Annotated in this window: 12 protein-coding genes; 7 read left to right on the forward strand and 5 right to left on the reverse strand. The window is 44.7% G+C overall.

Translation table 11 applies throughout. From position 1 onward, the window contains the following. Positions 1-17: 17 nt before the first annotated feature. Positions 18-806 (reverse strand): sugar phosphate nucleotidyltransferase, encoded by a 789-nt coding sequence (locus tag ACO9K6_RS11525; RefSeq protein WP_424767715.1) that lies wholly within the window; start codon positions 804-806, stop codon positions 18-20. Between the two features lie 195 nt (positions 807-1001). Here ACO9K6_RS11525 and ACO9K6_RS11530 point away from each other — a divergent pair, with 195 nt between their 5' ends. Continuing rightward, the gene (locus ACO9K6_RS11530) at positions 1002-2039 is read left to right on the forward strand and encodes a glycosyltransferase family 2 protein (RefSeq protein ID WP_424767716.1); all 1038 of its coding nucleotides are present in this window, start codon (positions 1002-1004) and stop codon (positions 2037-2039) included. Between the two features lie 204 nt (positions 2040-2243). Here ACO9K6_RS11530 and ACO9K6_RS11535 read toward each other — a convergent pair whose 3' ends face one another. Both ACO9K6_RS11535 and ACO9K6_RS11540 read right to left on the reverse strand, forming a co-directional pair. Then, complete coding sequence (locus tag ACO9K6_RS11535; protein WP_424767717.1) at positions 2244-2981, reverse strand: PHP domain-containing protein; 738 nt, start codon at positions 2979-2981, stop codon at positions 2244-2246. Further along, a complete protein-coding gene (locus ACO9K6_RS11540) occupies positions 2953-4029 on the reverse strand; it encodes an ATP-grasp domain-containing protein (protein ID WP_424767718.1) in 1077 nt (358 codons plus the stop codon). The genes ACO9K6_RS11535 and ACO9K6_RS11540 overlap by 29 nt, the downstream gene beginning before the upstream one ends. A 169-nt stretch (positions 4030-4198) precedes the next feature. Between ACO9K6_RS11540 and ACO9K6_RS11545 the strand changes: the two genes are divergently transcribed. The 4 genes from ACO9K6_RS11545 (at position 4199) to ACO9K6_RS11560 (ending at position 8220) form a co-directional block, all read left to right on the forward strand. Further along, complete coding sequence (locus ACO9K6_RS11545) at positions 4199-4900, forward strand: PIG-L deacetylase family protein (protein ID WP_424767719.1); 702 nt, start codon at positions 4199-4201, stop codon at positions 4898-4900. A 31-nt stretch (positions 4901-4931) separates the two neighbouring features. Then, complete coding sequence (locus ACO9K6_RS11550; RefSeq protein WP_424767720.1) at positions 4932-5660, forward strand: glycosyltransferase family 2 protein; 729 nt, start codon at positions 4932-4934, stop codon at positions 5658-5660. Between the two features lie 19 nt (positions 5661-5679). After that, positions 5680-6405, forward strand: a complete 726-nt coding sequence (locus ACO9K6_RS11555) for a glycosyltransferase family 2 protein (RefSeq protein ID WP_424767792.1) — start codon at positions 5680-5682, stop codon at positions 6403-6405. A 675-nt stretch (positions 6406-7080) separates the two neighbouring features. Continuing rightward, positions 7081-8220, forward strand: a complete 1140-nt coding sequence (locus ACO9K6_RS11560) for a zinc-dependent alcohol dehydrogenase (RefSeq protein WP_424767721.1) — start codon at positions 7081-7083, stop codon at positions 8218-8220. A gap of 127 nt (positions 8221-8347) precedes the next feature. Here ACO9K6_RS11560 and ACO9K6_RS11565 read toward each other — a convergent pair whose 3' ends face one another. Beyond that, positions 8348-8794: a GlcG/HbpS family heme-binding protein gene (locus ACO9K6_RS11565; protein WP_424767722.1), complete on the reverse strand. Its 447-nt coding sequence runs from the start codon at positions 8792-8794 to the stop codon at positions 8348-8350. Between the two features lie 482 nt (positions 8795-9276). Between ACO9K6_RS11565 and ACO9K6_RS11570 the strand changes: the two genes are divergently transcribed. Both ACO9K6_RS11570 and ACO9K6_RS11575 read left to right on the forward strand, forming a co-directional pair. Further along, a complete protein-coding gene (locus ACO9K6_RS11570) occupies positions 9277-10482 on the forward strand; it encodes an MFS transporter (RefSeq protein WP_424767723.1) in 1206 nt (401 codons plus the stop codon). Positions 10483-10630: 148 nt separating this feature from the next. Then, positions 10631-11413: an SDR family NAD(P)-dependent oxidoreductase gene (locus tag ACO9K6_RS11575; protein ID WP_424767724.1), complete on the forward strand. Its 783-nt coding sequence runs from the start codon at positions 10631-10633 to the stop codon at positions 11411-11413. A gap of 351 nt (positions 11414-11764) precedes the next feature. Here ACO9K6_RS11575 and ACO9K6_RS11580 read toward each other — a convergent pair whose 3' ends face one another. Continuing rightward, complete coding sequence (locus ACO9K6_RS11580; RefSeq protein ID WP_424767725.1) at positions 11765-12793, reverse strand: zinc-binding alcohol dehydrogenase family protein; 1029 nt, start codon at positions 12791-12793, stop codon at positions 11765-11767. Positions 12794-12825 lie beyond the last annotated feature (32 nt).

Genomic DNA, 12825 nt, shown 5'->3' on the forward strand with positions numbered 1-12825 from the left:
GGTCTTCACCTCCAAATTTAATTTTTATTTTCCTCTCCTTTGCTCATCTCCCCAACGAAACGCATCAAATCATCCACCGTTCCCAAATCTTCATACTCCTCCCCAATGATGCAATGGACTTTCATTCCGTCCATCTTTGCACGCATAAATACGTCGCCGAGGACAAGCTCACCTTCCCCTTTGTATTCGGCTTGACACCGGGTTAAATATTTTTGAAAAGGGAGTCTCCAAATCGCCGCGCCCCAAGCGTACTCCGTCTCCGGCTTTACCTTTGGTTTATCTTGAATATCGATGACCTCTCCCACACCGTTTTCCTGTTGCTGAAAGTGAACCATACCCAGCTTCCACCAGGAGGCCACTGGAAATACGGCAAGGACCACCTGCAAATCACGATGCTTCAGCATCGCCTCTTTCATTTTGTTGAACAGGCTCACGGGCTGAAAATAGGTATCCGGCATCCCGAAAAAAATAAAGGTTTCTTCATCTCCCCACAGCCAGGGCGTAGCTTGGGCTAGAGCATCAACCATGCCTTTTGGCTCCGACTGATAAAGATAAGAAAATTGCATGTCAAACTGACTCCCGTTCTTGTAGTAGCGCGGAATATCCGTTTTTTGCGGGCTGACGATAAAATAAAGCTGATACACCCCAGCTTTTTTAAGAGCTTCAACTAAATAAAGAGAGATTGTACTCACCTTCCATGTATCGTTTATCTTTTGAAAGCCTGCGGGGTAAAGTTCTTTGGATAACGGCAAAGGTTGTAGCCGACTCCCGAGTCCAGCTGCGGGAATAATGCCTACGAATCTCATAATGCTCACCCCCTCCTTCTTATATCTAAAAATCTACTAAATTATAATATGTACACGAGACATATTGAGAACGGCTCTATTCCTATGCGGAAGAGCTAATTTGCAAAATGGATAAGCACCTATTACATAATTAATAAAATGGCATAGCTTACTATAGAAAAGTTTTTTTATTTGTGAATGATGGAGGGTGTACGATTGGACATACATTTTAGCATTATCATTCCAGCCTATAACAGAGCGCATCAATTGCTTCTAACGCTTGCTTCGTTTAATAATCAAATCAATTCCAAAGGGAGCTATGAGATCATCGTTGTGGATGACGGATCAACAGATGATACAAGAGAGATCGTACAGAGCTTTCCGGCAATCTACCCTTTGACATATACCCATACAGAAAGAAATACAGGCAGATCTTGTGCGAGGAATCGGGGAATTGCACTTGCGAAAGGCCAATACGTTATTTTTTGCGATTCGGATTTTTTTGTTATCCCCAAGTTCATCCAAATACTCCGTGAATATCATCTACGATATTCGAAATCTGTCATCTCAGGAATTCCCTATTCTTGGAATTCGGTATACACACATTATTACCCTGATTTCCCGCAAGGACAAAAAGTGGAAATGTATCAAACATTAAAACCTTACGGTTTATGGAACGACTCATTCTGGGGAGAAGAAAAGCACATTGTTTCTATTGTTCAGCCAGAGGATATCTACAATAATAATTTTGAGAAAATTAAACACATCCTTGCTCCATGGGCATTAAATCTGGATGCAAAAAAGGAAAAGCAACAAACTAAAGTAGCACCTTGGTTATTATTTGTTACACGATGTGTCTCTGTAGAAAAACAATATTTAGAGCGTGTAGGCGGGTATGATGAAAGCTTTTTGACATACGGCTTGGAGGATTGGGAATTAGGTTATCGTTTGCATCGGCTGGGGTTATCCTTTGTCAGTATCGATCAAACGGTAGGTTATCATCAAGAGCATCCAAGGGGTCGGTCGCAACTAGATGCAAATTGGGGCAATCTTCGTATTATCTATAACAAATTTGGGTTTTCGGAGCCAGAGCTCAATTTGTTTGCATTGGTTCCGCCATGGGTAAATCAGGGGGAATACACGAAAAATTTAAGAAAATGGAGGAAATATAAAAAGGACAATCGAGTCGATGAAGTGAAGAGATTGGAAAATAAATGGAAGAGGAAAGCCATCGATTTTTATGAAAATAAATAAAGCTTCAACCTCAGTTTTATTTGGCAGCTCATCGCGGGCAACACCACACTAACTACAGCAATTCGCTCTCTATCATTACAACGGCGAATTTAGAGAGCTGCCGTTAGTGAGAGAGAATAAGAACAAAGGAGGCCATCCTTAGCTGGACAGCCTCCTTTTACATTCCGACCCGATACTGGTCTTCTACATAAGATATTTCTTATTTTATTCGGATAATCGCGAATTTTTCTTGTTACTTATATATTCGCAAATATCAATGGTTCGTACTACCGCTTTATCAACTAACTCTTTGACCAGCCTACTGTTCGATATTAAATCCTTAACGCTATGGCTGTCGGAAGAAATTAGGAATGGGGTGCTTTTATCCGCGGAGAGCCGAATGACAGGCTGGTCAGGGGTATTGTAACGAACGTTCAATTCGAGAATCTTACCGGAAGCTGCAATGCGATCCGTAATTTCCTCCATGGGCAGTTCACTTTCTCGCACTCCAAACTCATTGAGCTCCGATAGAGGGTGGGCGATAATATCGACACGCGGATTTGCAAGCAATTCATAGAACGCTTTGAGCCAGTTCTCAACAATTATTCCTTTCGGATAACGCTCTACATCCGATTTGGAAAAATATCCGTCTGACTTTGGGATTCGGTGAATTGAACCAAGAATAAGATCTACCAAAGAGTCAAAAGATGGATGGGCATCTATATCGCCACCCAGCGAAACGACCTTCGACTCGATGCCGGTAAAAAGCTGAATTCGGTGCTGATACTTCAGTTTTAATGATCGAAGATGTTCTGAGTATGCAGGAACCCAAGGGCTTGTTTTCCAAACATGGTCGGTAATAGCTATTGCTTCATATCCGATAGTGATTGCGGCTTCGATCATCTCATCAGGTGTATTCTTGCCGTCAGAGTAATTAGAGTGCATATGAAGATCCATGAACATCGTAGAAAATCTCCTCCCAATAACGCGTCATTCGAGTTCCCCATTTGATTTCAAGCTCGTCTTTACCTAGTGTCATACCAAGTGCGTGTTTGACGGCAAGTACCGGAAGGTTGATACCGGCTGCAGTACAATGGACAATCGTTCCCTGAATTCTCGGGTTGATCTCTACGATTTTAGGTTTACGATGCCGATCTCGGCGGACCTGCACGCCGATATTGCCATTCAATTGCAATTGCTCAACAACTGTAACGGCGTAATCGATAACATCCTGCTCCTTCACAATCATGCCTCTAGTTGTAATACCTCCTACGGTAGCTTCACGAAGCCTTGGAACTGCCACAACGACCTTTCCATTAGCTGCGAGAAGATCCACGCTATATTCTTCATAGGGCAAATATTCCATCACTAAAGTCTCAGGTATTTCATTATGACCCTGAAGGATTCGTACCAGTTCTTCCTCGCTGATATAAGCGGAATTGGGCTTTTCTCGAAAAAGACTATGAAATCTGTCTGTACCTTTATCGAGGATATGAAACCCACGGCTACCATCCGACACGACCGGTTTGAAGCATACAGGTTGAGAGGGGTAGTCAAGATCATAGATAACATGAACAAGATCTTCAGATGTGTTCACAATACGGAATTCAGGTACGTCAATTCCCATGCTCTGAAGCGTTTGATACAAGCGTCCTTTATGAATTACATTTTTTAGCGAATCTGGTGAGGATATTAAGATCCGAGTTCCAACTTTCGACAATGCCCTGTCAGCCTCCGACAGCTTGATTAATTCGTCTGTAACTAAAGAGAGTAACAGATCCACTTTTTCCTTGGCGCAAAGATGAAGTACAGACGGAATGAAAGATGCGTCCGATGCACGGGGGCCGATGACATGTTTATCAGTCATATGAAATCCTATAGCGAGCGGATTGCAATCCATGCCTATCAATTCAAAATCAATATCGGGACTTGAGCGGAGTGAACGAATAACACCGGAAGCAGCAGGAGACCCAGCCCCTGTTAGAAGAATGCGAAGAAACTGCTTTGCCATAGTATTATCACCAACCTCTATTTTCTCCTTTACAATACGATACTGTTGACGTTAACGCGCTGGACATGCGACTAAATTTATAAAGAATAGAGCGGTGCACAGGAATTTCTCTCTATCTTCTCATAACTTAAGTTAGCTCACTCTATAACTTTCTGAGGAGGTGTCAGTCATGGATGTATTTCTCTACTCTGGACAGCGTGCACTGGTATTGGCCCCTCATGCCGACGATGAGACACTTGGCTGTGCAGGCGTCATACAGAAATATATAAGTCACGGCAGTTCGGTACGAATCGTCATCGCTTCCTTAACGCTAAAAGATTCCAAACGTTATCGTAAGGAAGAAAGCAGCTACGGTACTTATAGTGGAATGAAAAGAATATCAGAGTTAAAGGAAGCAATGCAGCTGCTCGGAGTTTCGGATTTTCATATCCTTTACAAGGATCGTACTGGCAAGCAGCTTTATGATAGCCAGCTTGACCGTATCCCGCGGGCAGAGCTTGTTGCGAACCTTGAACGCCATATTGAGGATTTTCGTCCAACTGTACTATATATTCCTTCTATTACGAAACATCAAGACCACGAAGCTCTTCATCAAGCTGCAATAGCATCGACGCGACCATATTTCTGGAACGGTACTATCTTGGTTTATGAAACTGATGGGGAGCTTTCATTTCAGCCCAACCTCTATGTTTCGCTTTCGGAAGAGGAAATGAATCGCAAAATGAAAGTATTAGAAGCTTACCAAACCCAGATCGGTTCCATTCGTCACCCTGTTCATCCTGAAAGTCTATTGCATAAAGCGAAATTTCGCGGCAATCAAATTTTTAAAGAATTTGCTGAAGCATTTCAGATCATTCGAATGTACGGGTGAGTTTCATGCCCGATTATGAGGAGTGAAAATCATGACGATAGGGCAAAAGAGGACTCAAGCTCATACACCAGGGATTAGTGTGGTTACTTGCACGAGCAAGCCAAGTTTCTTGCGAGTAATGTTGAATAACTACGAACGACAACGATGGGGGAATAAGGAATGGATTGTTGTAGTGAACAACGACAAGGCCGATCTCAGTCGATATCAACAATTGGCAGCCCGACTTAAACATGTCCGGGTTTATCGGCTTCCCTCCAGATACACATTGGGGTCTTGTTTGAACTTTGCATCCGCACTTGCGAAACATTCCTATATCGCCAAAATGGACGACGATGAGTATTATGCGCCTAATTATCTTACAGATATGATGCGGGCGTTTAGAAAATCGGGGGCGGACGTTGTAGGTAAACGGGCTTATTTTATTCATTTAAGCGGGAAAAGCTTGCTCATTCAACGCTTTTTCACGCAGAACCGATTTGTTTCTATACTTGCAGGCGGCACTTTGGTTTACAAGAAGAGCGTCTGGAAACGAGTAAAGTTCTCCAACCACTCATTGGGGGAGGACGTGACTTTTTGCCGTGCCTGCCGAAGGAAAGGTTATAAGTTATACGCCGGGAATTTTTACAATTTTTGTGCTCTGAGGCGGAAGCAGTCAAACAGTCATACGTGGAAAAAGACTGATCAAGAGTTTCTATCCCATCCCCAAACCCGTATTATCGCTCGTGGCAACAATTACAAGAAATACGTCGTGCGATCATAGGAAGGAGCCCGTTATGAATATGCATGATAGCCAGCCTGCCGGGATCTCGATCATTACTTGTACGAATCGTCCAATGTTCTTCAAGACATTATTGAACAACTTCAAAAGGCAACGCTATAAAATCAAGGAGCTTATCGTCATATTAAACAAAAGCAGCATGAATCTAGCGGAGTATCGCCGGAAGGTTGCTTCGTTTCACAATATAAAGGTTTTTAAGGTGCCGGAAAAGCATACTTTGGGCAGCTGCTTAAATTATGCAATTGCTAGAGCCAAGTACCCGATTATAGCTAAGTTTGATGACGATGATTATTACTCGCCAAATTATTTAATGGAGCAGATAGGTGCAATGCAGCGAACAGGCGCCGGAATCGTAGGGAAAGCAGCCCATTTGAAATATTTTGAAGGAAAACGCCTTCTTGTTATTGTATCACCCTCTTATAAAAATAAATTTGTGAAATATGTGGCTGGGGGAACCCTCCTATTCAAGAAAAAAATACACAAACATGTGCGTTTTTCCTTACTGACTCTGGGGGAAGATATCGACTTTATGCGAAGAAGCAGAACAAAGGGATATAAAATATTCGCCACTTCGCCTTACAATTTCGTGGGCATTCGAAGGCAAGATAAAAAGAGTCATACATGGAAAATAAGCGACAATAACTTAATGAAAGGAAGCGTGTTTGTTGCAAGAACGACTCACTACCGCAAATCGGCGGATCGACCGGTCAAAAGAACCGTGAGTTGATGATCTTGGTGTACCATACCAAAATTGTTTCAAGTGAAACTTATTCAAATTGTTAAAACACCATTGAGTCAAAAACATTTTATAATAATCATTCAGGAATAAAAAAGTAGTAGACCGGGATTCCTTTTGTAAAAGAAGGCCGGTCTACTACTTTTTTAACTGAACAATTGTCTTTTCTAGTATTACACAAGAGTGTTGATATTTGTGATCTTTTAGCAGAAATTTAAATGCTTATAGCCCCAAGATTAAATGTTTAGAGGCAGTGAATTTATCTTCAGTAAATAATTCAGAACCTGGAGAGTCTGAGATTATCAACTTTATACCTACAGAAACTAAAGGTTATATTTTTTTCTCAAAAACCCGTCAAAGAATAATATTGCCTCTTATCAGCTCAGCATTAAGACCAACGAAATGTTTCGTCCGTTCTATTTTCCGTTCTTACCGGTATTCATGACTTCAAATTCGCTGCTCTTGAGCTTGTCAAGGTTAGGGGGATTGGAACTACCTTCAGAATTTACTTTCCCGTGAATCGTTCTGTCTTCCGTCTCCTTCCTTGTTCTTAAGTGCTCCGCGGCTGTCGAAAATACCATACATCGAATGTATGATTCTCACTCTCCAATTCCATAATAGAAGCATACATGCAAATTCAAGGCATGTCATAACAGGAGGGCGATTATGAAGGCTGTAACTTTCAATGGCATGAAGAACATGCAAGTGACGCAGGTCGCGGATCCGACGATTCAGAAAAAAGACGGGATTATCGTCAGGATCACCTCGACCGCCATATGCGGTTCCGATCTCCATATATACCAGGGGGCGATTCAAGCCCAAACCGGATACGTGGTCGGACATGAACCGATGGGCATCGTCGAAGACGTGGGCCCTGAGGTCACAAAAGTCAAAAAAGGAGACCGGGTCGTGCTCCCGTTCAATATCTCATGTGGCAGCTGTCATTACTGCCAGCATGAAATGGAGAGCCAATGCGACAACTCCAACTCCAATCCCCAAGTGGATACGGGAGCTTACTTTGGGTTTACCGAACGTTACGGCAATTATTGGGGCGGACAAGCCGAATTGCTTTACGTGCCGTACGGCAATTTCATGCCGTTCGTTATTCCGGAGTCATGCGAATTGGAAGATGAGAAGCTCCTGTTCCTGTCCGACGTGCTGCCGACGGCCTATTGGAGCGTGGACAACGGCGGCGTGAAGCAAGGGGATACGGTGGTGGTGCTCGGCTGCGGCCCCGTCGGCTTGATGGCGCAAAAATTCGCCTGGATGAAAGGGGCCAAACGGGTCATCGCGATCGACAATCTCCCGTACCGGCTGAATCATGCCAAAAAAATGAATAACGTTGAAATCTTCAACTTTGAAGATTTCAACGACATGGGGCTGCATATAAAAGAAATAACGAGCGGGGGTGCGGATGTCGTCATCGATTGCGTCGGAATGGACGGCAAGAAAACGCCATTGGAGGAGGAAGAGCAGAAGGCCAAGCTGGTTGGCGGAACGCTCAGCCCGATCAACATCGCGATGAATGCGGTGCGGAAATTCGGCACGATTCAGATTACGGGGGTATACGGTTCTAAATACAACCAGTTCATGTTCGGAAACATTTGGGAACGAAACGTGAAGCTGACCATGGGACAGGCGCCCGTGATTCATTACATGCCGATGCTGTATCAAAAAATTATGGCAGGCGAGTTCGATCCTACTGAGATCATCACGCATAAAGTGCCGCTCGATCAGGCGCATAACGCGTACAACACCTTTTACAACCATGCGGACGAATGCATTAAATTCGTCCTGAAGCCTTAAATGATGGCATGAGAAGAGGGGCTGTTCCATGGGGTATTGTACCCTGAGGGACAGCCCCATGTGTTTAGCCGATTTTCCGTCAATATTGGCGGGACCCCGTTTCGTTATAGGGCTAAAACCGCCAGGTTTACAGCAAGCTCCCGAAAGACCCGATCCGCGCCTTCGGATAGGTTTCGAAAGCCCGCACCGCCGCTTTCGCAACCTCAATGTCATTTGCGACCGTACTGCCGCTTGCGCCGACCGCCCCGACGATTCTCCCTTCGAACGACAACGGAATCCCCCCTCCGAACACAACCACGCGTCCGTGGTTGGTCGTATTGATCCCGTACAGCTCCCCGCTCGGGACCGCCAACGGAGCAAGGCTCTCCGTGGGCATTTTTAGCGCGACCGCCGTCCATGCCTTATTATAGGCGATGTCGACACTGGCCAGCCAGGCATGGTCCATCCGATGGGAAGCAACGAAATTCCCGCCATCGTCTACGATGGCGATCACTTCCGCGATCCCGAGCTCCCTTGCCCGGAGTTCCGCTGCGTGAATCAACACTTTGGCGACTTCCAGAGTGATTTTCAACATCTGCATCCTCTCCCTCTCGACTGATTCGATACATGATATGTACGAATCATACGCTTTAGGTATGCATTCGATCCCGACATCATAGGCATTCGTACATCCATGTTTGATTAACCATTTGTTGAGAATATTTTCTTGTGCCTGTTTTGGGCTTGCTCATCCCTTATTCTTCACAAAAGTTTCTTTTTGGTAACCTGGGCACAAAAAAGTGCATGCTTGACAAGGATAATTGAGAGGAGTAAGCTGGGCGAGGTCTTTAACAAATCGTTTTTAAAATAAAGGAGGCAGCACAAGATGATTCAACATAAAGTTGGGTGCGGGAAGCCTTCTGAACGACAGAGGGCTTATTTCCATCGCATCGGGTGTCGGCTTCTCGGGGGATGACCAAAACATGCCCTTTTTTTTGGCTAAATTGTAACTAAAATTGTAACAGTTTTTATACGTGATTGTTGCATTGGCTTAATACAGATAAGAGAGGAAATAATATGGAAACTACACATCCAAGACAAAAAAGGTTCCCTATGGCGTTGATTGCTTTAATGATCAGCGCACTCGCTATAGGTACGGCGGAATTTGTAATTATGGGCATTTTGGAGAATGTTGCCACAGATTTGAAGGTTTCTATCAGTGCTGCAGGACTGCTTGTAACCGGCTATGCTCTAGGTGTTGCCATCGGCGGTCCGATCATTACGGTTATGACCGGTAAAGTGGATCGAAAAATATTGTTGCTTGGATTGATGTTCATCTTTGTAATAGGAAATATTCTTTGCGCTTTGGCATCAAATTATACGATTCTGATGATTGCACGAGTGATTTCTTCTCTTGCTCACGGTACTTTCTTTGGGGTAGGCGCCATTATGGCCACCCGAATCGTTTCGCCGGAAAAAAAGGCAAGTGCCATTGCTATGATGTTCTCCGGTCTTACCATCGCTAACATCTTGGGAGTTCCCATCGGAACATTTATAGGCCAGCGTTTCGGTTGGCAGGCAACGTTCGGCATTGTTACGCTAATTGGGATCATCGCCATGATTGGTTTGATGTTCTTGCTTCCCAAAGTCACGGTTGCTGAGCCTTCCACTGTACGGAAAGAAATTCGTGTGCTTAGAGACAAACAGGTGCTGCTGACGCTGCTTATGACGGTTTTGGGATACGGTGGCGTCTTTACGGCATTTACTTATATTGCCCCGATATTGACAAGCATCACCGGATTTAATCCGGCGGCGATCACCCCGATTCTTCTTCTTTTTGGAGTAGGAACTATGATTGGCAATACGATAGGAGGCAAATTATCGGATTGGAAGCTCATGCCTTCTCTTGCTGCTATCCTCGCGGTATTAGCTGCGATAATGGCCGTGTTCACGATAAGCGCGAATAACAAAACGGCGGCAGTAATCACCGTATTTATATGGGGGGTCGCTGCCTTCGCAAGTATCCCTGCTTTCCAAATGCGGGTTCTCGATAAAGCAAAAAGCGCACCCAATTTGGCCTCTTCATTGAATATCAGTTCGTTTAACCTTGCTAATGCAGGCGGCGCTTACCTTGGCGGTCTTGTGATCGATAGCAGCTGGGGGCTCTCCTCCATTTCGTTAGTAGCGGCGTCGGTGACAGCCTTTGGTCTTATAGTCACATTAATCAGCTGGTATACAGACGTCTCTGTTAAGGAACAGCCAGGAACCGTAGAGCAACCATAACAAAAGTACCATGGATCAACTTTGTCTTCCAATGGATTTAGAAGAAGACATTCCTCAAAATCACCTCGTTCGCGTCGTGAATGAATCCGTCACATAATTGTTTATAATCAAATGGAGAGCACTCTAACAATTTGAATGAGGTGAAGGAATGGTAAAAGCATTAGAAAATGTACATGTTGTCATTACCGGTGCCTCCGACGGCTTAGGTTATGCCATGGCAGAAGCCCTTCTTGATAAAGGGGCAAAAGTAGCAGTAGCATCCCGTCCAGGGTCAAAATTAACTGAAGCCGTAAAAAAACTTAAAGAAAAGGGATATACTACTGTTTTTGAGCTTCCACTGGATGTAAGATCAGAGGGATCGGTAGAAGATGCGGTGAAATGGGTAAAAACTGAATGGGGTAAAATTGATATCCTTGTAAACAATGCGGGCATCGGGATGCGAACGGTTAACCCGCGTTTTCTGACGGAGCCGCAGCCCTTTTACAAGGTGACGCCGGTAGGCTTCCGCGATCTTATCGAAACCAATCTCACCGGTTATTTTCTAGTAGCGCGAGGATTTACCCCACTCATGATCGAACAAGGAAAAGGACGAATCATCAACATTTCCATGAATCATGAGACCATGAAAAGAAAGGGTTTTGTTCCGTACGGTCCGTCGCGCGCCGCAACAGAATCGCTGTCGGCAATCATGGCGGAGGATCTGAAGGAATCTGGAATTTCGGTCAACATGTTGCTTCCGGGCGGAGCAACGGCGACGGGAATGATTCCAGATGATCTGCGCAGCGAGATCGAGGCGAAATTCCGGCTGATTCAGCCGGAGGTTATGGCGGAGCCTATTGTCTTTTTGGCTTCACCGGAAGCGGAGGGCATCACGGGTGAACGCATTGTGGCTTCCGAATTTGAAAGTTGGTTAAAGGAAAAAAGTAAATAATAGGAGAGGCGTGTGATTCTACAGTTGGCACTTGGTAACACCTTCTCTGGTATTTCCAAATAGAAAATGAATTATTGTCCTGACGGGGAACGTTAGTTCAGTAAAGACAGCGGCGGTCTAGGACTTTATTTTTCACGTCCTGGTCCGCCACTGTTTCGTTATTATGGTCAGTCTAATACTTAGCGGTGTATTGGGTTGGAACGGAACCTTTGATAACGTTTTTTACACCAACAATAGGACAAAAAGCTTTTTCTTGAAAATCCAGGCTAAAAACAAACCCGTCTCCGAGCTCCATCCTCTCCATCTACGATGGATTCATGGTTACACGCTTTGCTTCCTATGAACAGGTGTTTAAACAAAATTCTCTAGAACAACCTTGCCAATCGTCCTATTGCTCTCCAATAACTTATGGGCTTGGCGAAGATGCTCTGCTGAGATCGGTCCAAGTACTTCGGCGAGCGTTGTCTTCAATTTTTGATGATCCACAGCATCAGCTATCAGATTGAGCAGTAAGTGTTGCTCGATCATATCATCCGTTTCATAAAGCGAGCGCGTAAACATAAACTCCCACACGAAGGTGGCGCTTTTTTGCTTAAGCAATTTGAGGTTGAGCGGAGAGGTAGGATCATCAATTGCGCAAACGACTCCTTGGGGAGAAACGGCTTCGCTGATGCCGGCCCAGTGTTTTTCCAAAGCATTCAGGCAGAAAATATACGGAACGCTTGAAAACCCAATTGCTTCAAGCTGCGGAAGGAGCGGGTCATGGTGATTAATGGTATAGTCGGCGCCCATTGATTTAACCCAATCGACGGTTTCCGGCCGGGAAGCAGTCCCAATTACAATGAGCCCCGCTTGTTTTGCAAGCTGGATGGCAATGGACCCTACACCCCCAGCTGCCCCAATGATCAGCAAGGATTTTCCTTCGTTGGCGCCCGATTCTTGAGGAATCGACATTCGGGTAAATAATGCTTCCCAAGCTGTGATAGAGGTTAAAGGAAGAGCTGCCGCTTCCGCGAAATTCAAGGAAGTTGGCTTGCGCCCTACAATCCGTTCATCAACCAGATGGTATTCACTGTTTCCGCCTTGTCGTGCAATGCTGCCCGCATAAAAAACTTCATCCCCCGGACGGAACAACGAGCAGTCCGGTCCCGCCTCTTCAACAATTCCTGCAACATCCCAACCTAAAATTTTAGGAACTTCTTCAACTCTGTCTTTAGGCGCACGTACCTTAGTGTCAACCGGATTGACCGATATGGCGATAACTTTGACCAAAATGTCACGCCCCGTCGCTCTTGGTTTGTCCACAACTACATCTACTAAGCTTTCTGGATTTTCAATTGGAAGGTATCGGGTTAGTCCTACCGCCTTCATTGTAGCCATAATAAACCACATCCTTTCCTTACTAGTATACC

Origin of the sequence: Paenibacillus praedii (assembly GCF_049725345.1) — a bacterium.
In the GTDB taxonomy this organism is placed as follows: domain Bacteria; phylum Bacillota; class Bacilli; order Paenibacillales; family Paenibacillaceae; genus Pristimantibacillus.